Below are 19,092 nucleotides of genomic sequence, written 5' to 3' on the forward strand. Positions count from 1 at the left end.
AACATTTGTAATTTTCATTAGTGTAAAAGGTATTCTCACTAATAAAAAATACAAAGAGGGTGTTATGAAATCGAGTCAAAGTGGCGTTAAATTAAGCCTAGTTATTGTTTCAATTATTATACTTGGTGTTTCAGCTTGGTTTAATCAGGCTAATGCAGAGGATACTCCTTCTACAATACAAACCCAAAGCGAGTTAACAATAGCGGACTAGCCTACTTACTATGTATTCCTCTGTTTTCGTGTTTCTTCTCGTGACTCTTTTTAGCAGTACACAAGCATTATTTTCACAGTAGTGCTTGTGTGCCCCTAAAGCTCTAATTTTCATCTTGATTGAAAGTGCTTTTTAATATTTTTAAATTCTTAACAAAAAAAGCCCAGCAATGCTGGGCTATTAAATATTCTAGGGAAAAGTTGTTAACTTTGGGTTACATTAAATTGCCCAAATGTATAAACTTTAAACAAGTAAAAAGTATTGATCAACACTAAACTCATATTTGAAATAACACTCGACGACATAAGATCTAAGCTAAATGATAAGAATAATAAACCACACGCACTAATGGCGGCAACGCGCAGCAGTGTTATCTGGTTAATAAAGAATGCACCTAAACCTAGTGCAAGTAGTGTAGTATTTAAAAGCCAATCTAGCTCGTTTAGCATGGTCGTTTCAATAGTTCAGTTGTTGAAAAAAGGAGCGCCATTATGTTGATCTTTTGCGCACCTTTCAACCAAGTAATTTTAAATTTTCAGATTAGTTTTTTTAATGCTAAAAGTAGCTGCCGATTGCTGAAAATAAACCATTATCAGCAATTACTTGATACTTTTGGCAGCTCTGCGGTTTTTGTAAGTCACTGCATAAATAAAGGGACTCACGGCTAGAATCATAGGTGGGGTGTAGGTTTGAATCAATCAAAGTAGCCCCCTTGCCAAAGAATCCGGGCCAGTAAACACTCTCACTTACCATCCCTAATTTTTTATAGGTGAGTAAGGTAGGTTTTGGAAAAGCTAAAATTATTACAGCAACGACAGCGAGTGATATAAACAGTCCTTTTTTTTGCGTTGTTTTTTGGCTTATATCATTCTTTGCACTGGAATTTAACTCGCCAGGTGAAGGGCGCTGAGTAGAACGCTGAGGTTTTCTTTTTTGCGCTGTTTTTTTTCTTGCCGGTGCTTTACCTAGCAACGATTGTTTATTTGGGGTTTTAGACATAAAGCAAATCTGGCCTTTTTTCCGTAGGTCTCTATAATTAAATGAGTAAATTTATATACTAAGCTAATTATTATGATAACTTAAAGTTAGCTTATAGCCTACGAGGAATAAAGATGAATACGCAGCTATCAATTTTAATTGTAGATGACGTTAGCACAGTGCGTAGTTTTTTGAGCCAAACGCTCATGCACTTAGGGATAGATAACGTAAAGGAAGCATCTACTGCCTCACAATGTATTAGTGAGTGCCAAGCTGCAAATTATAATATCATTTTTTTAGACATTGAATTGCCAGACGGTGATGGTAAAGATTTGATTGCACAAATCAATGAATTAAGCCCAGAGACAAATGTGGTTATGGTATCTGCACATTCAGGTATTGAGAATGTTAAGGATGCAATTGATAAAGGCGCTAAAGGGTTTGTAGTAAAGCCATTTACACCTAAAAAAATAGCGGCAATGCTTAAGAAGTTTTATCCAGATTTAGAAAATGTCTAATAAAGTAAGTACATTTAAAATTTAAACAAAAAAAAACCGGCAAAAGCCGGTTTTTTATATTCTATCAAAAACAAATTATAGAGCTTTAATCTTAGCTGCTATACGGCTCTTATGACGAGCTGCTTTGTTTTTGTGAATTAGACCCTTAGTTGCGTAACGGTCTAGGATAGGTGTAGCAACAGAAAAAGCTTGCTGTGCAGCTTCTTTATCGCCCGCTTCAATAGCAACAATTACTTTTTTGAAGTAAGTGCGCATCATTGAACGACGGCTTGCGTTGTGCTGACGGTTTTTTTCGCTTGTGATAGCGCGTTTTTTTGCAGACTTGATGTTAGCCAAGGTTTGCTCCTAACAATCTTAAAATAAAGCTTAAATTAAAGGCCGTGGAATATGCCTGTTTCTATCATGGATGTCAATTTAAATTTAACAATCCAAGAAAAACTGCACCATATAACGAGCATCAATTTGCCGCTTTAGCAGTTAATACCGACATTGTAACAAAGCACAGACCCCCAGCCTAGTGCTTTAAAGCGATTTATAAAAAAGACTGTGGCATAATCGCCTATCTTGAGGATTTTTGAGTAGGTTTAAGGTGTCAAAAGGTTTATTTCGCTCCGGTATGATTGTTAGTTGTATGACTATGATATCGCGTATTTTAGGGCTCGTTCGAGATGCAGTCGTTGCCAATTTATTAGGCGCAAGTGCGGCGGCTGATGTTTTTTTATTTGCTAACCGTATTCCTAATTTTTTACGTCGTTTATTTGCAGAAGGTGCCTTCGCACAAGCATTTGTACCCGTGCTGAGTGAAATTAAAGAACAGCAAGGCGACGACAAGGTCAGACTTTTTGTTGCACAAGCAGCAGGCACATTAGGAACCATTTTACTGATTGTCACTATTATAGGTGTTGTTGCTTCACCCGTTATTGCAGCATTGTTTGGCACCGGTTGGTTTATAGATTGGTGGCAGGGCGGACCTAACGCCGAAAAGTTTGAACTTGCAAGTTCATTACTTAAATTTACATTCCCTTATTTGTTTTTTGTAAGCTTAGTTGCGCTTAGTGGTGCGGTAATGAACGTGTATAACCGTTTTGCTGTTGCTGCATTTACACCTGTTTTACTCAATGTTTCTATTATTACGTGTGCAATTTTTTTACATGATAAATTTAGTGTCGGGGCTTATTCTCTCGCAATTGGCGTATTTATTGGTGGCGTTGTGCAGTTATTGTTTCAACTTCCATTTTTATACCGTGCAAAAATGTTGGCGCGTCCACGCTGGGCATGGCAAGACGAAAACGTAAAAAAAGTACGTAAACTTATGCTTCCTGCTTTGTTTGGTGTATCTATTAGCCAAATTAATTTGTTGCTTGATACCATGATTGCTTCATTACTGATGACAGGCTCGATTGCATGGCTTTATTATTCAGACCGTTTAATTGAATTTCCATTGGGCTTATTTGGTATTGGTATTGCGACAGTTATTTTACCGGCGCTCTCTAGGTTACATAGCAGTAAAAAAAGTAGTGACTTTCAGCATACCCTCGACTGGGGGGTGCGCTTTGTTATATTTTTAGGCCTACCAGCAATGATAGGTCTAATGATCATCAGCCCGCTTATTATCACCGTATTGTTCGACCACGGTGCGTTTAAAGAAGACAGTGTTGATCATGTTAAAGCAGTAAGTTTAGGCGTAGTCGCATATTCAGTAGGGCTTGTAAGCTTTATGCTGATTAAAGTACTTGCTCCTGGCTTTTATGCTCGTCAAGACACAAAAACGCCGGTGCGTATTGGTATTATTACCTTAGTATTGAATATGGTATTTAATATTATGCTGGCTCCTTTTATTGGTTATTTAGGTTTAGCACTCGCTACTTCGCTATCGGCTAGTTGTAATGCATTTTTGCTATACAGGCAGCTTAAAAAAGAAAATGTGTATCAGTTTTCATCAATGAGTATGCGCTTTACACTTAAATGTGTTGTTGCAAGTATGGTTATGGGAGCTGTTACATGGTTTGTGAGCAGTTACTATTACTGGGCTACATGGGCTTTTACACAGCAGGTAGTCTTATTAATAGCACTCGTGGCTTTGGCAGGTATTAGTTACTTTGCAATGCTATTTTTGATGGGCGTTAGACTAAATACGATAAAAAGTGTAGCAATTACTGAATCAAACTAAAAAAAAGATTATAATCGGCAACTCTGCGGCTTTAATTAATTTTTAGTCGTAATTAATAACTCGCTAAACAAGGCATTAGGTGGCATGGAGTTAATTAGAGGTATACACAATATTCGCCCACACCACTTTGGTTGTGTGTTAACTATTGGTAATTTTGACGGTGTTCATTTAGGCCACTCAGAAGTATTAAAAGGCTTACTTAGTGATGCTAAAGCGCATAGTTTGTCTAGCACTGTAATGCTATTTGAACCCCAGCCACAAGAATTTTTTGCTAAAAACAATGCACCAGCACGGCTAACGCGCTTACGAGATAAGCTACGTTTGCTTAGTGATTTAGGTATTGAGCGAGTTATTTGCATTAGCTTTAATCAGCAATTTGCAAACATGCATGCTGAGCAATTTGTTAATGATATTTTGATTAAAAAGTTAGGTGTTAAAGCTCTCACTGTTGGCGATGATTTTAAGTTTGGAAAGCAGCGCCAAGGTAACTTTGACTTACTTGCTAGCATGGGCAAGCAAGCGGGCATGGACGTAAAAAGCACCGCGAGTTTTCGTCAATTAAATGCTAGAGTAAGCAGCACTTTAATACGAGATGCTTTAGCATCTGGTGACTTAGCAAGTGCTAAAATAATGCTTGGTCACGATTATGCTATTTCTGGGCGTGTTATACACGGCTGGAAAAGAGGACGTGAACTCGGTTTTAGAACGGCAAATATTGCCCTAAAACGCCAAGTGTGTCCTGTCAACGGGGTGTTTGCAGTGCAAGCAACGATTGCAGGAAAACAGATTTTTGGAGTTGCAAATGTAGGCAATAAGCCGACATTTAATGGAACTCGTGCATTATTAGAAGTTCACCTTTTTGATTTTGCACAGGATATTTACGGACAATTTATGCATGTGGAGTTAATAAAAAAACTTCGCAACGAAAAAAAATTCGAGACATTAACACGATTAACGGCGCAAATAGCAACTGATGTTGCTGCCGCTAAGCAGTGTTTTGGTTTAAATCAGGTAGCCGATAGAGACGGAATGTAGGATAAATGAGCGACTATAAACATACTTTGAACTTACCGGAAACACCGTTTCCAATGCGTGGCAATTTGGCACAACGTGAACCAAAAATGCTTAAAGCATGGTATGAAGACGACCTGTACGGTCAAATTCGCAGCGCTAAGAAAGGTAAAAAGACCTTTATTTTGCATGACGGCCCTCCGTATGCAAATGGCGATATCCATTTAGGCCACTCAGTTAATAAAATATTAAAAGACATTATTGTTAAGTCTAAAACATTATCTGACTTTGATTCACCATTAGTCCCAGGTTGGGATTGTCATGGTTTACCAATCGAGTTAATGGTTGAGAAAAAAGTAGGCAAGCCGGGCGTAAAAGTAACCGCGAGCGAGTTTCGTGAAAAATGCCGTGCATACGCTAAAAAACAAGTTGAAGGTCAAAAAGTTGATTTTAAACGTTTAGGCGTATTTGCAGATTGGGATAAGCCTTACTTAACAATGAACTTTGACTTTGAAGCGAATGCAATTCGTGTACTTGGTCGTATTATTGAAAAAGGTCATTTGCATAAAGGTGCTAAGCCTGTGCATTGGTGTACAGATTGTGGTTCTGCATTAGCAGAAGCTGAAGTTGAGTACCAAGACAAGCAATCACCAGCGATTGATGTACGTTTTACATTTGTTGATCAAGATGCTGTTGTAAGTGCATTTGATTTGGCTGATGGTCATAAAGGTGAAGGCAGTGTTGGTACTGTTATTTGGACAACAACACCGTGGACGCTTCCAGCAAACCGCGCAGTAGCTGTGCATGCCGATTTAGAATATGCATTGGTGCAGGTTGAAGATGAAGGCGTACAACAACGTCTAATTTTAGGCTCTGAGCTTGTTAAAGATGCAATGGACCGCTTTGGTTTTAATCACTTCCACGTATTAGGTTATGTAAAAGGTGCTGCACTTGAAAACTTACAAGTAGCCCATCCTTTTTATGATTTTAATGTACCCGTGATTGTTGCAGAACACGTAACGACTGACTCAGGTACCGGTGTTGTACATACAGCACCAGGGCATGGTCAAGAAGATTTCGTGGCTGGTTTAAATTACAACCTTGAAGTAGCTAACCCTGTTGGCGCTAATGGCGTTTATTTACCAGATACTGAACTTTTTGCAGGTCAGCATGTATTTAAAGCAAATGCGAGCGTAATTGAAGTATTAAAAGAGCACGGTGCATTAATGCATCATCATGCTATAACTCATAGTTACCCACATTGTTGGCGCCATAAAACACCGATTATTTTCCGTGCTACACCACAATGGTTTGTAAGTATGGATCAGGCTAACTTGCGTGAAGATTCTTTAAAAGAAATTAAAAACACGCAGTGGTTGCCAGAGTGGGGCGAAAGCCGTATTTCGAACATGGTTGAAAGCCGCCCAGATTGGTGTATATCTCGCCAACGTACTTGGGGTGTGCCAATTGCATTGTTTGCTGATAAAGATACCGGTGCACTTCATCCAAATACTCAAGAACTCATTGAGCAAGCTGCACAGCTAGTTGAAAAATCTGGTATTCAGGCATGGTACGATTTAGAACCAGCTACATTACTTGGTGAAGAAGATGCCAAGCAATACATGAAAGTGCAAGATACGCTAGATGTATGGTTTGACTCAGGTGTTTCACACGCATGTGTTGTAGACGCACGTGAAGACTTGGTTGGTCCAGCTGATTTATACCTTGAAGGTTCTGATCAACACCGTGGTTGGTTTATGTCATCAATGATGACATCAGTGGCTATTAATGGTCATGCGCCATACCGCCAAGTATTGACTCATGGTTTTACTGTTGATGAAAACGGCCGAAAAATGTCTAAGTCACTAGGCAATGTTATTTCACCACAAAATGTGATGAATAAACTAGGTGCCGACATTCTACGTTTATGGGTTGCCTCTACCGATTACACGGCAGAAATGACTGTGTCGGATGAAATATTTAAGCGCTCTGCCGATCGCTACCGCCGTATTCGTAACACTAGCCGTTACTTACTAGCTAACCTAAATGGTTTTGAGCCAAAAACTGATCAAGTTGCTGTTGATGATATGGTTGAGCTTGATAAGTGGATTGTTGGTCGTGCTGCTCAGTTGCAAGACGAAATTTTAGCCGCATACGATAGCTACCAAATGCTATTAGTAACGCAAAAGCTAATGAACTTCTGTACGGGTGAGCTTGGTTCGTTCTATTTAGACGTTATTAAAGATCGTCAGTACACAGCTAAGAGTGACAGCCATGCACGTCGTTCTTGTCAAACAGCGCTTTATCATATTGCAGAAGCAATGACGCGTTGGATGGCACCTATTATGAGCTTTACCGCACAAGAAATTTGGGAGGCTTTACCGGGTGAGCGTAGTGACTACGTATTTACATCTGTTTGGTATGATGGCTTACAAGCGCCAACAAATAGCCAATTTAGTAACGATGACTGGTTAGAAATTCTAACAGTACGCGACGAAGTAAACCGCTTATTAGAAGCTGCACGTAAAGAAGAAGTCATTGGTGCAACGCTTCAAGCAACGGTTAATTTATTTACTGGTAAAGAGCTTGCCGCTAAATTAAATGCGCTTGGTGATGAACTGCGTTTTGTATTATTAACATCGGCCGTAAATGTTTCTGAAGTTGATAGTCAGCCAGCTGATACACAACCTACCGAAATTGAAGGTTTATTCATTAGTGTTGCTGCAACAGATGCTGCTAAATGTGAGCGTTGTTGGCATTACAGCGAAGATGTAGGTGTTAACCCTGCTCATCCTGAAATTTGTGGTCGTTGTGTAAGTAATGTTGACGGCGAAGGCGAAAAGCGTCAATTCGCTTAGGAGTTATTCTTAGTGAGCAAACTAGCCCAAAAAAGTGGTTTAGTGTGGCTTTGGTTGAGTCTATTACTATTAGTAATAGACTTTGCCAGTAAAACACTTGTTGTAGGGACTATGGCTTATCAAGAGTCGATAAACTTACTCCCTGTTTTTAGTATTACTTATGTGCATAACTATGGTGCTGCTTATAGCTTTTTAAGTGAAGCGGGTGGTTGGCAGCGTTGGTTTTTAAGTGCGATTGCTATTGCTATTAGTGCTTTGCTTGTGTGGTGGCTAAAACGCTTACCTGCAACAAACAAAGTACTATGCGGTGCTTATGCACTGGTACTTGCAGGCGCTATTGGTAATTTATACGATCGTATTGCGTATGGTTATGTAATCGACTTTATTCACGTATTTTATAAAGACTCACATTTTCCTGTATTTAATATTGCTGATTGCGCTATTTGTATTGGCGCAGCATTATTGTTATTTGATGCCTTTACCGGCGAGAGTCCGAAGGAGCATAAAGCATGAGCCAAGCTGTAATTGGTGAAAACTCGCAAGTTATTTTCCATTTTTCTATTAAATTAGAAGATGGCTCTGCCGCCGATTCTACCAAGGTGCACAACAAACCTGCTAAATTAACAATGGGCGATGGCAGTTTAACGGCAAACTTCGAAAAGTGTTTATTAGGTTTAACTGCAGGCGAAAGTAAAACGTTTGAATTAGAACCTGAAGATGCGTTTGGTCAGCCAAATCCAGATAATATTTACTACGTTGACCGTAGTAAATTTGGCCCAGAAACACCAGCTAAGGTAGGTGCAATTATTGCGTTTACTCAACCAGACGGTACTGAGCTTCCTGGATTAGTTCGCGAAGTGCAAGGTGAGTCGGTAACGATTGATTTTAATCACCCTTTATCTGGCCAACGTTTAACGTTTGAAGTTGATATTATTGAGGTGGAAGGTTAATGGAAATATTACTAGCTAATCCACGCGGCTTTTGCGCTGGTGTTGACCGTGCTATTAGTATTGTTGAGCGCGCCCTAGATATTTTTGAAAAGCCAATTTATGTGCGCCACGAAGTAGTACATAACCGCTATGTGGTTGATGGATTAAAAAGTCGTGGTGCGGTATTTGTTGAAGAGCTTGATCAAGTACCTGACGACAGCATTGTTATTTTTAGTGCACATGGTGTTTCGCAAGCTGTTCGCTCAGAGGCTAAACGTCGTGATTTAAAAGTATTTGATGCAACGTGTCCGCTTGTAACTAAAGTACATATGGAAGTTACACGTGCGAGTCGTAAAGGTATTGAGTGTATTTTAATTGGACACCATGGCCACCCTGAAGTAGAGGGAACAATGGGACAATATGATAACTCAGCCGGTGGCATTTATCTTGTTGAAACCGTTGATGATGTTGTTGCGCTTAATGTAAAAAATGCTGAAAATCTTTTTTATTGCAGCCAAACAACACTCTCAGTTGATGACACAGCAGATGTTATTGATGCACTACGCAATAAGTTTCCATCAATTGACGGACCTCGTAAAGATGACATTTGTTATGCAACGCAAAATCGTCAAGACGCTGTTCGTGACTTAGCTGATAAAGTTGATGTGCTATTAGTTGTTGGCGCTAAAAATAGCTCTAACTCTAATCGCTTACGTGAACTTGCAGATAAAATGGGCACAGTTGCTTATTTAATTGATGACGCAACTGATGTACAAGAGCAGTGGGTTTCAGGCTCTAAATCAGTTGGTGTAACTGCGGGTGCATCTGCGCCAGAAGTACTTGTACAACAAGTAATAAGCCGATTAAAAGAGCTAGGTGGCACACAGGTTGTTGAGAACCCAGGTGAAGTAGAAAATATAGTATTTGCTGTTCCTGTAGAGCTACGTTAATTTAAATATATTAAACATTTAGATTAAAGGAGAGTCGTTATGAGCAAGTCACTTCAAAATGATGGTTTGCTTTTTTCGGCTCTTTTTAATGAACGAGGCGTATTAGCCACGCTTATTGTTTCTCAAGTTATTGCTATTGTTTTAGCTTTTGCACCTAATGTAGAAGGAGATATTTGGCTACGACTTGGGATCATTAGTTTGTTTATGCATTTAATTGTTTTAGTCGGTACCTCTTCTTTATACTTCTGTAGATTTTTCTTACAAAAACGTACTCAAACTTTTCAATTAAGTCTATTTTTTGCCTTTTTTTTATTATCTACCTGTATTTTTAGTATTTTATTTTCTCATTTTGCTTTTGATATAGATGATACAAATAACTTAATTTATTTCACACTTCGCAATTGCATTATAGTGGCTTTGCTGGCTGCTTTATTCGTCCAGTTTTTATTAATTCATTTTGAAAAAGAGCAGCAAACTAAAGCACTTTCTCGTGCAGAGCTTGATGCCCTACAAGCTAGAATACGTCCTCATTTTTTATATAATAGTTTAAACACTGCTGCAGAGCTTACTCATCATGATGCCGATGCGGCAGAACAGGCTATTTTAGCATTAGCCGCATTATCGCAGGCTGCAATGCACTCGGGGAAGAATGTATCTCTTGAAGATGAAATAACGTTGAGTAAGCAATATATCGCACTTGAAACGTGGCGTTTTGGTAATCGCTTAAGAGTTGATTGGCAAATACCTAATGAACTACCCGCATTGAGTATTCCTTGCTTAACCCTGCAGCCATTAATTGAAAATGCGGTATGCCACGGCGTTGAAACAAGTGAGCATGGTGCAGAAATAAAAGTAGAGCTACATATCACTACCGGCTATATAACCATGATTGTTTCTAACCCTATAACAATTTCTAATGCTCAAACTAGGCCTAATAACGGAATGGCGCTTGAAAATATTCGCCAGCGATTAAATATTTATTATAAAAATAAAGCGCAGCTAACAATTACTAATAAAAATGATGTGTTTAGGGTCAAGGTCGTTATCCCTAAGCTAATTGAGGGCAGTGTATGAATGTGCTCATTGTTGATGATGAACCTCTTGCGAGATCTCGCTTAATCCGTTTGTTGGCACATGATAAAAGCATAGTTGTACAAGGTGAGGCAAGTAATGGTAAGGAAGCTCTAGTACTTGCTAAAAAGCAAACGCCTGATTTGATTTTTTTAGATGTTGATATGCCTGGTATGAATGGTTTACAAGTTGCTAATGAGCTCAATAGTCTAACTCTACCTCCTGCTATTGTTTTTATAACTGCCCACCCTGAGCATGCCTTCGATGCTTTACAATTAAGCGCTGCAGGTTATTTAGTTAAACCTATTTCAGAGCAATCACTGCAGAAGGTACTTAAGCAAGTAGGCCGTTTAAATAAAGTACATATTCAAAAACAACAAAATGTAAAAGTATCTTATCAGTTAGCGGGTACTCTACGTAGTGTTGATATAAATGATGTTTTGTATTTTAGTGCCGAAGAAAAGTATACCAAAATGATATTCTCGGGTGGAGAAGCTTTACTGGAGCAAAGCCTAAAGCAATTAGAGCTGCAATATCCCGCATATGTTTTACGAATTCACCGCAATACTTTAGTGAATAAACAAAAAGTAATAGCCTTGCATTCAAAAGGGAATGGCAATCATATGATTGAGCTACAAGGGTGCAGTGAGTTATTGCCAGTGAGCCGCCGCGAGCTTAAATTAGTTAAAAATACGCTTTAGACTTATTTCGCAATTAAGTTGCCTCTGACTTAAATGCATTTACGCTTAATTACTACTGTTTTGTTGAATGAGCCGATTTAATTAACCGTTTATCAACAAATATAACCGCTTGTCTTAGTCCTCATTGATTCCTCAAATAAATAGCATAAACTTATAATCAGATAATTTTTATTTGGTTCTACTATGCAGTCATCTCAAACAAAAGTGCAAAGAGGCTTCACTCTAATTGAAGTGTTAATTGCATTTATTATTCTTAGTTTTGGCCTTTTAGGCGCAGTTGCCCTGCAAGCAAAAGCAAAGCAAGCAAGCTTTGATTCTATGCAACGTGCTGCTGCAGTTGCACTTGGTAATGATATTGTGCAGCGTATCCGTGCTAACGATACCCCTCAAATAGCCGGACTGTACACACAAACATTTGATAGTGAAACTGCAACGACAACCTCGCAAACGTGCTTTACAAATACTTGTAGCGCAGCGCAAGTTGCGGCCTTAGATCTTGAGCAGTGGAAAAGGGCTATAAGAGCTCGAGAAAATACGGGGTCTTTAGATGGTGCTACCGTATGTATTGCACCTACAGCAGTTGCTGGCTCGGGTGGTAAGGCATTTAATTTAGAAGTAATTGTTTCGTGGCAAGGTCGACAAGAGTTTAATGCAAATGATGCTACTGGCGCAATAAAGTGTGGAACGGCTGACAAAAAGCGCCGCTTAGTTGTTTTAACTAGTTACATTTACCTTAGGAGCTAACATGAAGCAAAAAGGTTTTACACTTGTAGAAATGATGATTTCATTATTTATTGGTGGATTAATACTAGGTGGCGTTATGTTCACCTATATAGGTATGAAAGTAACCACTAAAGATACGATGACTATTGGTGAACTTCAAGAATCAGGGCGCCTTGCAATTAACATAATGCAACGTGATATTGAACAAATTGGCTTTTGGGGAACTTATTATGACGATTCGTTCACTGCAGTAAATACAGATACACTAGCAAACCCTGGAACAGACTGCTTTGAAGGGTTAAATAATGGGAGTTTTCCTGATTTTGCTACAGCTAGTAATTTTAGAACTATTTACGCAAAGGTTGCTGGAGAATCAAAAGAGCTTAACTGCCTAAATAATCCGATTAAAAGCACTGACATTATTCAATTAAAATTTTTACAAGGTAAGAGCTTAACAGTTAATACAGTAACTAATGAGACTCAGGCTGATGAAAACTACTTTGTAGCTGAGCAAGAGAAAGCTCAATTTTTCCGTGGAACGGTTAACGCTGCGACTCTTAATGTTAATGCAACCGTTTGGCCTTACAGCCATCATGTTTATTATCTATCAGAACAAACTTATAAAGTTAATAATAAAAATTTAACTGTACCTGCATTAATGAGAAAGCGCCTGGTTGGTGGAAGCATCAACACAGAAACTATTATGGAAGGTGTTGAGAACATGCGGTTTGTTTTTGGTCTTGATACTAACAGTGATAATCGTGTAGATACCTACCGAAGTATTCAAGATATGAAGTATACAGATTGGGAAAATCGTAAAGGTATTTTAACTGTTCAGGTTTTTTTATTAATACGCGCATTGCAGCCAGACCCGGGAGTTAAAATTAAAAACCAAACTTATACATTAGGTGAGGATGAAGATAAGCGTGTATTAACATTTACCGATAATTTCAGACGCACGGTGTTTACTACTACTATTCGATTAAATAATGTTGGATCAAATTTATGGCGTATTTAAAACAATCACAAAAAAAACAGCAAGGTGTAGTTCTAATTACAGCTTTAATAATGGTTATTGCAGTGACCGGTATTGCTGTAACGCTTATGAGCAGTAGTAGTATTGATATTAAAATTACCAATGCAGCACAAGAGCGCGAAGTGGCCGAAAATGAACTCATTGGTGAAGTGCAGCGCATGATCTCTGATGAGGCAAATCAAGGCGCTAATAATCAGTTCTTCCTGACTCCCGATGAAGTAACTGCAATCGCGGATGGTGATGATAAAGGTATGGTGATTGCAAATCATGCAGATATGCAAAGCAAAATGACTAACCTGAACAAGGGGGCGTTAGATTTAGAATGTCCTCGACGCTTTAATTTTACTGCAGGTATATCGTGCAATATGTTACAGGTTGCCACAACAATAGAATATGGATCTAAAAGTAAACATGAACTAACTATTGTTACAGGTATAGCACAAGAAATGGCCAGCGTAAGCAAGGGGATTTAAGATGAAATTTAAATTAAACAAAGTGTTAGCCTCTTTGCTTGGCTTAACAATAAGTATGTCGGTATTCGCTGAGGATATTGAGCTTTATGTAAATCATGATGTAGAGACAGACGAAAATCCAAGAGTGTTAATGATATTTGATACCTCTGGGAGTATGGCCTGGGATGTTGTAGATGGAGGCCAGTGTTATCGTCGATATCAAAATGGACAGTTTTATACATCAGATTGTTTTAAAAGTCAGACTTACTTTAGTTACACACAGCAATGTTACAAGTCTGTAAACGGATATGCACAAGCTGTTTGTGAAGATAGCCGCTTATTAGTAGCAAAAAACGCTGTTAGCCAACTTATTACCGATAATGATGATATTGATTTTGGTTTAATGAGATTTAGAGAAAGTTCAGGTGGCTATGTACTAGCAAGGCTTGGTGCTAACAAAAACACTTTACTTAATGAAGTTGACGATTTGCCTGCAAGTGGTGCAACTCCTTTAACTGAAACATTATGGGAGGCGTATAGGTATATTACTGGGCAAAGCCTTTATTATGGGTATGGTATTAACAGCAGAGATAAAGCAGCCGATGCTAATGGAACTTATAAGTCACCATTTAAAAAGGAATCAGGAGATCCTCTCAGGTGCGATAACTCAATTAATATTATTTTGATGACTGATGGAGACCCTACTAACGATGATGGTCGTGATGATCAGATTAAAAGTGTACATAATAATTTATTTAATGATTCAATCCCTTTTGTGAGCGGTGATTATTCTAATAGCTATTTAGTTGCTCTATCAAAAATAATACATGGAACAAATAATACAAAAGTAGATTTATACTCTGATACAAGTGATGTGCTAGATACTGGTAGAGTTTTTACCATTGGCTTTGGCACAGGAATGAGCGAGGGCGGTATCGACTTACTAGAGAAAGCTGCATCAGTTGGTGGAGGCCAGTACTTAGAGGCGCGAACTTCAGAAGCTTTATCTGAAGCATTAAAAAATACTATTTCAAGAATTAGAGAAGTAAATGATAGTTTTTCATCGCCTTCAGTTGCGAGTAATAATGTAGATCAAACTCGTAGCCGGGATGCTGTTTATTTTGCCATGTTTTACCCTGAAACCGGTGCTCGTTGGCGTGGAAACTTAAAAAAACTGAAAGTATCAGGGAATCAAATTGTTGATTCAAAAGGATTGTCGGCACTTGATGAGAATGGCTTAATTGACGAAAATGCAGAAACATTTTGGTTGCCAAGTGGGGAGCCAGCGGATGGTAACTTAGTTGCACAAGGTGGTGTGAACCTTCATTTAACGACATTAGATTCAGATAGCCGTAATTTATACACTGACAATCAGGGAGCTATAGTAAATTTTAATACCTCAGTTGTGAGTGATATTCTCAATTTAGTCGATAACAATCCGCTAAGCTTATCGAGTAATGATATCAAATGGGCAATGGGTATAGACGTTGATGATGAAGATGGCGATGGGTCTAGCGTTGATCAGCGCAAAGATATTTTTGGTGACCCTCTGCATTCTAAACCTGTTGCAATCGATTATGGTAATGATGATATTCGAGTTTTGATAGGAACTAATGCAGGCTTTTTGCATATGTTCAAGGATTCTGATGATAGCGTAAGTGAAAGTTGGGCATTTATACCGTCTGCTTTATACAACATTATTAAACCTCTACGTGAAAATCAAGCCGATACGAAAGTATATGGTGTGGATGGTCCTATTAGTATTTATTTTGATAATAAAAACTTAAATAGTGATGGTTTAAATGACGGTATTATTGATGCGAGTGGCGACGATAAAGTGTGGGCTTTTGCGGGGATGCGTCGCGGTGGTAAAAATTACTACGGACTTGATATAACAAATCCGAACATACCGAAAAAATTATGGGACGCTCCAATCGAAGGTGGTAAAGGTGATTTTAAAGAGCTTGCACAAACCTGGTCAAAGCCACAAATAGCCTACATTAAAGCATTTGGGGATAAACCCTTATTAGTTTTTGGTGCTGGTTATGATACTAATAAAGACGCAGCTATCCGTAGTGAAGATAGTACAGGGCGAGGTATCTATATTGTTGAAGCCGAAACAGGTAAAAGAGTATGGGCATTAACACCCGATATTAATGGCTTTAAAGGTAAGCATAGTATTGCTGCAGATATAACCACGCTTGACTCTGATTATGATGGATATATAGACCGAATTTATGCGGCAGATACAGGTGGAGATATTTGGCGTATAGATATGCCAGGGACTAGTACTAGTACTAGTGAATTTAGTCACTTTAAATTAGCTGAGCTTGGTAGTAATAAAGCAACTGAGGATCGACGCTTTTTTTATAAACCACTCGTTGCACGAACCATTTATAGTAAAGTAAGCGAGACAACAGTTGATGGTAGTACCGTTATAACACGCTTAGATACACCGTATGATGCGATAGTTATTGGTAGCGGTAACCGCTCAAAACCAACCGGCACCAATGAGAAAGATCAATTGTTTATGATCAGAGATGAAAATACGGTTACTAAATCGTATAAAACGAATGCACCAGATACTATTGTGCCTGCTGATTTAATGCAAATGAACTCAGATCCATTTGGTAATGCCCTAGATGACGTTGATGATTTTGTTGACTTAGAAGTAGACTTGGCTAAATTTAATGGCTGGAGATATGAGTTAGGAACGGGTGAAAAGTCGCTAGCTGCTGCCACAGTTGTTGGAGGTGTTGCCTATTTTACAAGCTTCACACCTGCATCAGATACATCGACTGAAAATCAATGTTCGCTAAGTGGTGGTGGCGGTTCTTTATATGCTTTTCACTTACATTACGGTACTAAGGTGTATGACGACCTTAAATTTACAACCAGCTATGATGTACCAGACACACCTCAGTTATACTTTGGTGAAAGCCCTTCATGTGTAGATGGTAATGGCGATGGTAAATGTGATGACAACCCAACAGTTGACGTAATACAAGAAAGTCAGTTTTATTTAATTGGGCCTGGTATTAAAGGTGAAAATGCGGAAAATCCAATGAAACCTGTAGAAATAAAAGGTCCTGGTTTAACTGTTGTTGATGGTAAAGTTGTGTTGGTTAATGACAATGCAGTAGGGTTTGGCTTTAAAACCCAACAAACATATATCTATAAACGTGAAGAAAATGACGAAGTTAATAATTAAGGAAATTAGATGAAAAAACAACACGGGTTTACCTTAATTGAGCTGATGATAGCCGTTGCTATCGTCGGCATACTCGCTTCAATTGCGCTGCCTAACTATACTGAATATGTAAAGCGTGCTTCGCGCGCTGAAGCTGCTGCAGCATTATTAGATGCAGCAAACAAGGAAGAGCAATATTTTGTCGATAATAGGGAATATACAGAGACATTTACTGATTTAGGATTGCAAAGTAAAACCGAAAATGGCCATTTTGAGCTATCCATAAAGGTAGTCGATAGCAATACCTTCACTATTACAGCTAAACCTATAGACGGTGCTGTAAAAGGCGATAATGATTGTAAAGAGCTTACAATTACTGACACAGGCCTCAAAGGTGCAAAAGGGTCTAAAGGAGACTCAGATGTTGACTATTGCTGGGGCCGATAGCCTAGATTACTTCTTCTGACACTTATCAGTTGATTTGATGCGAATTCTACCCGTTTGACTTACAGATAAAGCCAATCCTTCGAGATTGGCTTTATCGCTATTGGGGCAATATATAAAAGTCCCATTTTGAAAACCATTTAAAGAACCATCTGGACGAAATGTAATGGCGTTGCGCGGATACTCTAAAGTATCAGCATCATGAACATCCTCGAAAGTGCTTAAGAGTAACTCATCATCATCGAGAGTCGTTGATTTATCTTTGTCGATAAATAGTGACATTTGACCATCCCACTCGTCCTTTGTGCATTGACTGCCTTTTAGTGCGCAAAGCGTGACGTAAGTACCATTTTCAATTGCGTAAAGACGGCCATAATTTATATTTCGGTGTAGTAGATTCACATGGTTATCTAATCGGTTTTTAGCCAAGAAGTCTGGATAAAACCACATCGATAATTGACTGATTACACTGACAACAGCAATTGAAACCATTAATTCAAGAAGTGTCACTCCCTTGTTTTTTGATATTGATAATCTCATCCTTGAAGACCTGAGTTAATAAATGATTAACTCAGTCTAGTAAATGATACAAATATGACAAGATTAATTTGTATGTTTTTTAACCGCAAGTCTGAGCTGTATCACCAGTATAAAAAGAAGTACCAGATTGAGATACTGTTAAAGCTTTGTTATTTTCATTATCACTATTAGGGCAATAGATAAAGTCTCCCGGATTTGTTGTAATACGACCACTGGTATTAAAACGAAGACTTGTCTCGTTACCACTATAACTAAGGCTATCAGTTGCAGGAATATCTTCTATAACTCTCAACAAGGCATCGTTAGCTACGTTATAACTTCCATTGTTATCAGCATCAACAAAAACAACAATGATTTTATTCGTGTCCCATTCTGGTTCACATTCAAACTCATCTTTAGCTTGTTTAATAGCGCCTTCTTGTGCGGGACATAAAATAACTATTTCATCCGTACTTGCCGCTTGAGAGCGTGCATAAGTAATACTTCTTTTTAATTCCAACAAAAAATTCTCAGCTCTATTTTCTTCTAGCATATCGCTGCTATTCCAGATCGCAATGGATGCAATGATCCCAACGATAGCAACGGTTACCATGAGTTCTAAAAGAGTGAATCCGTTTTGTTTATTTTTCATATTAATCTCATTTACTGCTAGTCATTTAAGTATCGCTATTTTTATACAATAAATTATACCATGATCGGTTGTTTTATCACCGTAATTCAATCGCTTTGTTTGCTATGAGCATCATGATTGTCTAAAATCGAGGCAACTGGAGCTTTCAAAAGTAATTAATATGAAAAAAATAGAAGCAATTATCAAACCTTTTAAGTTAGACGATGTGCGTGAAGCATTGTCTGATGTAGGTATTACAGGTATGACGGTAAGCGAAGTTAAAGGCTTTGGACGTCAAAAAGGTCACACTGAGTTATATCGTGGCGCAGAGTATATGGTTGATTTTTTACCTAAAGTAAAACTTGATATTGTATTGACTGATGAAGATGTAGACCGTGCAATTGAAGTTATTGTAAAAACGGCACAAACAGGAAAAATCGGTGACGGTAAAATATTTGTCACTGATGTTGAGCGTGTAATACGTATTCGTACTGCTGAGGAAGATGAAGAGGCGATTTAAGATTTTCTTCTACGCAGTAAAAAGGCGCTTACTAAGCTGTCTCTTATACACAAATCCCTGCTAAGAAATTAGCGGGGATTTTTTTGAACTAAATCTCAATGTCATGATCAGATCTTCAAATCTTGTTTGAGGGCACATTATGATTAACGAACATACTCATTGGGCAAAACAACAATTCGG

Annotated in this window: 21 protein-coding genes; 16 read left to right on the forward strand and 5 right to left on the reverse strand. The window is 38.4% G+C overall.

What is annotated here, in order from left to right:
• Positions 1–64: 64 nt before the first annotated feature.
• Positions 65–211 carry a hypothetical protein gene (locus tag AAEY62_RS12900; RefSeq protein WP_350635064.1) on the forward strand — a complete coding sequence of 49 codons (147 nt, stop codon included), beginning with the start codon at positions 65–67 and terminating at the stop codon, positions 209–211.
• 203 nt (positions 212–414) lie between these two features.
• On the opposite strand, the gene AAEY62_RS12905 is transcribed toward AAEY62_RS12900, so the two are convergent.
• A complete protein-coding gene (locus AAEY62_RS12905; protein ID WP_002958222.1) occupies positions 415–660 on the reverse strand; it encodes a hypothetical protein in 246 nt (81 codons plus the stop codon).
• Positions 661–766: 106 nt separating this feature from the next.
• Entirely contained in the window at positions 767–1,210 is a 444-nt protein-coding gene (locus AAEY62_RS12910; protein WP_101217800.1) for a hypothetical protein, read from the reverse strand.
• Between the two features lie 113 nt (positions 1,211–1,323).
• On the opposite strand from AAEY62_RS12910, the gene AAEY62_RS12915 reads away from it, so the two are divergent.
• Positions 1,324–1,707 carry a response regulator gene (locus tag AAEY62_RS12915; protein WP_002958224.1) on the forward strand — a complete coding sequence of 128 codons (384 nt, stop codon included), beginning with the start codon at positions 1,324–1,326 and terminating at the stop codon, positions 1,705–1,707.
• Positions 1,708–1,782: 75 nt separating this feature from the next.
• Here the strand turns inward: AAEY62_RS12915 and rpsT are convergent, their stop codons facing one another.
• Positions 1,783–2,043: a 30S ribosomal protein S20 gene (rpsT, locus tag AAEY62_RS12920; protein WP_002958225.1), complete on the reverse strand. Its 261-nt coding sequence runs from the start codon at positions 2,041–2,043 to the stop codon at positions 1,783–1,785.
• A 295-nt stretch (positions 2,044–2,338) separates the two neighbouring features.
• On the opposite strand from rpsT, the gene murJ reads away from it, so the two are divergent.
• The 13 genes from murJ to AAEY62_RS12985 all read left to right on the forward strand — a co-directional run bounded on the left by murJ (position 2,339) and on the right by AAEY62_RS12985 (position 17,245).
• On the forward strand, positions 2,339–3,877 hold the full coding sequence (gene murJ, locus AAEY62_RS12925; RefSeq protein WP_033012718.1) for a murein biosynthesis integral membrane protein MurJ: 1,539 nt from the start codon (positions 2,339–2,341) through the stop codon (positions 3,875–3,877).
• A gap of 84 nt (positions 3,878–3,961) precedes the next feature.
• Positions 3,962–4,912, forward strand: a complete 951-nt coding sequence (gene ribF, locus AAEY62_RS12930; protein ID WP_350635065.1) for a bifunctional riboflavin kinase/FAD synthetase — start codon at positions 3,962–3,964, stop codon at positions 4,910–4,912.
• Between the two features lie 5 nt (positions 4,913–4,917).
• A complete protein-coding gene (gene ileS / locus AAEY62_RS12935) occupies positions 4,918–7,746 on the forward strand; it encodes an isoleucine--tRNA ligase (RefSeq protein WP_350635066.1) in 2,829 nt (942 codons plus the stop codon).
• Positions 7,747–7,758: 12 nt separating this feature from the next.
• Complete coding sequence (gene lspA, locus AAEY62_RS12940) at positions 7,759–8,259, forward strand: signal peptidase II (RefSeq protein WP_007376920.1); 501 nt, start codon at positions 7,759–7,761, stop codon at positions 8,257–8,259.
• The gene (fkpB, locus tag AAEY62_RS12945; RefSeq protein ID WP_002958231.1) at positions 8,256–8,696 is read left to right on the forward strand and encodes an FKBP-type peptidyl-prolyl cis-trans isomerase; all 441 of its coding nucleotides are present in this window, start codon (positions 8,256–8,258) and stop codon (positions 8,694–8,696) included. The genes lspA and fkpB overlap by 4 nt, the downstream gene beginning before the upstream one ends.
• The gene (gene ispH / locus AAEY62_RS12950; RefSeq protein ID WP_007581370.1) at positions 8,696–9,625 is read left to right on the forward strand and encodes a 4-hydroxy-3-methylbut-2-enyl diphosphate reductase; all 930 of its coding nucleotides are present in this window, start codon (positions 8,696–8,698) and stop codon (positions 9,623–9,625) included. Before fkpB ends, ispH begins: the two co-directional genes overlap by 1 nt.
• Before the next feature lie 39 nt (positions 9,626–9,664).
• Complete coding sequence (locus AAEY62_RS12955) at positions 9,665–10,699, forward strand: sensor histidine kinase (RefSeq protein ID WP_010555108.1); 1,035 nt, start codon at positions 9,665–9,667, stop codon at positions 10,697–10,699.
• Positions 10,696–11,397 (forward strand): LytR/AlgR family response regulator transcription factor, encoded by a 702-nt coding sequence (locus AAEY62_RS12960; RefSeq protein WP_024607278.1) that lies wholly within the window; start codon positions 10,696–10,698, stop codon positions 11,395–11,397. Before AAEY62_RS12955 ends, AAEY62_RS12960 begins: the two co-directional genes overlap by 4 nt.
• A gap of 183 nt (positions 11,398–11,580) precedes the next feature.
• Positions 11,581–12,141: a type IV pilus modification protein PilV gene (gene pilV / locus AAEY62_RS12965; RefSeq protein ID WP_007581374.1), complete on the forward strand. Its 561-nt coding sequence runs from the start codon at positions 11,581–11,583 to the stop codon at positions 12,139–12,141.
• 1 nt (position 12,142) lies between these two features.
• Positions 12,143–13,138, forward strand: a complete 996-nt coding sequence (locus tag AAEY62_RS12970; RefSeq protein ID WP_007581375.1) for a PilW family protein — start codon at positions 12,143–12,145, stop codon at positions 13,136–13,138.
• Positions 13,126–13,629, forward strand: coding sequence for a hypothetical protein (locus AAEY62_RS12975; RefSeq protein ID WP_024589418.1), 504 nt, complete (start codon positions 13,126–13,128; stop codon positions 13,627–13,629). The genes AAEY62_RS12970 and AAEY62_RS12975 overlap by 13 nt, the downstream gene beginning before the upstream one ends.
• Before the next feature lies 1 nt (position 13,630).
• Positions 13,631–16,819, forward strand: a complete 3,189-nt coding sequence (locus AAEY62_RS12980; RefSeq protein ID WP_350635067.1) for a pilus assembly protein — start codon at positions 13,631–13,633, stop codon at positions 16,817–16,819.
• Positions 16,820–16,828: 9 nt separating this feature from the next.
• Positions 16,829–17,245 (forward strand): type IV pilin protein, encoded by a 417-nt coding sequence (locus AAEY62_RS12985; RefSeq protein WP_024607276.1) that lies wholly within the window; start codon positions 16,829–16,831, stop codon positions 17,243–17,245.
• Between the two features lie 6 nt (positions 17,246–17,251).
• Here the strand turns inward: AAEY62_RS12985 and AAEY62_RS12990 are convergent, their stop codons facing one another.
• Positions 17,252–17,782: a GspH/FimT family pseudopilin gene (locus tag AAEY62_RS12990; RefSeq protein WP_024589415.1), complete on the reverse strand. Its 531-nt coding sequence runs from the start codon at positions 17,780–17,782 to the stop codon at positions 17,252–17,254.
• 79 nt (positions 17,783–17,861) lie between these two features.
• Positions 17,862–18,413, reverse strand: coding sequence for a GspH/FimT family pseudopilin (locus AAEY62_RS12995; RefSeq protein ID WP_121954429.1), 552 nt, complete (start codon positions 18,411–18,413; stop codon positions 17,862–17,864).
• A gap of 160 nt (positions 18,414–18,573) precedes the next feature.
• On the opposite strand from AAEY62_RS12995, the gene glnB reads away from it, so the two are divergent.
• Positions 18,574–18,912, forward strand: a complete 339-nt coding sequence (glnB, locus tag AAEY62_RS13000) for a nitrogen regulatory protein P-II (RefSeq protein WP_002962211.1) — start codon at positions 18,574–18,576, stop codon at positions 18,910–18,912.
• Positions 18,913–19,092: the final 180 nt, after the last annotated feature.

Source organism: Pseudoalteromonas sp. GW168-MNA-CIBAN-0100 (genome assembly GCF_040309225.1).
GTDB lineage: Bacteria > Pseudomonadota > Gammaproteobacteria > Enterobacterales > Alteromonadaceae > Pseudoalteromonas > Pseudoalteromonas arctica.

Bases quoted from the DNA above. Each gene is read 5' to 3' on its own strand.
- AAEY62_RS12970 (WP_007581375.1), top strand. From the start codon at position 12,143: ATGAAGCAAAAAGGTTTTACACTTGTAGAAATGATGATTTCATTATTT.
- AAEY62_RS12905 (WP_002958222.1), bottom strand. From the start codon at position 660: ATGCTAAACGAGCTAGATTGGCTTTTAAATACTACACTACTTGCACTA.
- AAEY62_RS12985 (WP_024607276.1), top strand. From the start codon at position 16,829: ATGAAAAAACAACACGGGTTTACCTTAATTGAGCTGATGATAGCCGTT.
- pilV (WP_007581374.1), top strand. From the start codon at position 11,581: ATGCAGTCATCTCAAACAAAAGTGCAAAGAGGCTTCACTCTAATTGAA.
- AAEY62_RS12980 (WP_350635067.1), top strand. From the start codon at position 13,631: ATGAAATTTAAATTAAACAAAGTGTTAGCCTCTTTGCTTGGCTTAACA.
- AAEY62_RS12900 (WP_350635064.1), top strand. From the start codon at position 65: ATGAAATCGAGTCAAAGTGGCGTTAAATTAAGCCTAGTTATTGTTTCA.
- ribF (WP_350635065.1), top strand. From the start codon at position 3,962: ATGGAGTTAATTAGAGGTATACACAATATTCGCCCACACCACTTTGGT.
- AAEY62_RS12995 (WP_121954429.1), bottom strand. From the start codon at position 18,413: ATGAAAAATAAACAAAACGGATTCACTCTTTTAGAACTCATGGTAACC.
- ileS (WP_350635066.1), top strand. From the start codon at position 4,918: ATGAGCGACTATAAACATACTTTGAACTTACCGGAAACACCGTTTCCA.
- AAEY62_RS12910 (WP_101217800.1), bottom strand. From the start codon at position 1,210: ATGTCTAAAACCCCAAATAAACAATCGTTGCTAGGTAAAGCACCGGCA.
- AAEY62_RS12955 (WP_010555108.1), top strand. From the start codon at position 9,665: ATGAGCAAGTCACTTCAAAATGATGGTTTGCTTTTTTCGGCTCTTTTT.
- ispH (WP_007581370.1), top strand. From the start codon at position 8,696: ATGGAAATATTACTAGCTAATCCACGCGGCTTTTGCGCTGGTGTTGAC.
- fkpB (WP_002958231.1), top strand. From the start codon at position 8,256: ATGAGCCAAGCTGTAATTGGTGAAAACTCGCAAGTTATTTTCCATTTT.
- glnB (WP_002962211.1), top strand. From the start codon at position 18,574: ATGAAAAAAATAGAAGCAATTATCAAACCTTTTAAGTTAGACGATGTG.
- murJ (WP_033012718.1), top strand. From the start codon at position 2,339: ATGACTATGATATCGCGTATTTTAGGGCTCGTTCGAGATGCAGTCGTT.
- AAEY62_RS12990 (WP_024589415.1), bottom strand. From the start codon at position 17,782: ATGAGATTATCAATATCAAAAAACAAGGGAGTGACACTTCTTGAATTA.
- AAEY62_RS12960 (WP_024607278.1), top strand. From the start codon at position 10,696: ATGAATGTGCTCATTGTTGATGATGAACCTCTTGCGAGATCTCGCTTA.
- AAEY62_RS12975 (WP_024589418.1), top strand. From the start codon at position 13,126: ATGGCGTATTTAAAACAATCACAAAAAAAACAGCAAGGTGTAGTTCTA.
- AAEY62_RS12915 (WP_002958224.1), top strand. From the start codon at position 1,324: ATGAATACGCAGCTATCAATTTTAATTGTAGATGACGTTAGCACAGTG.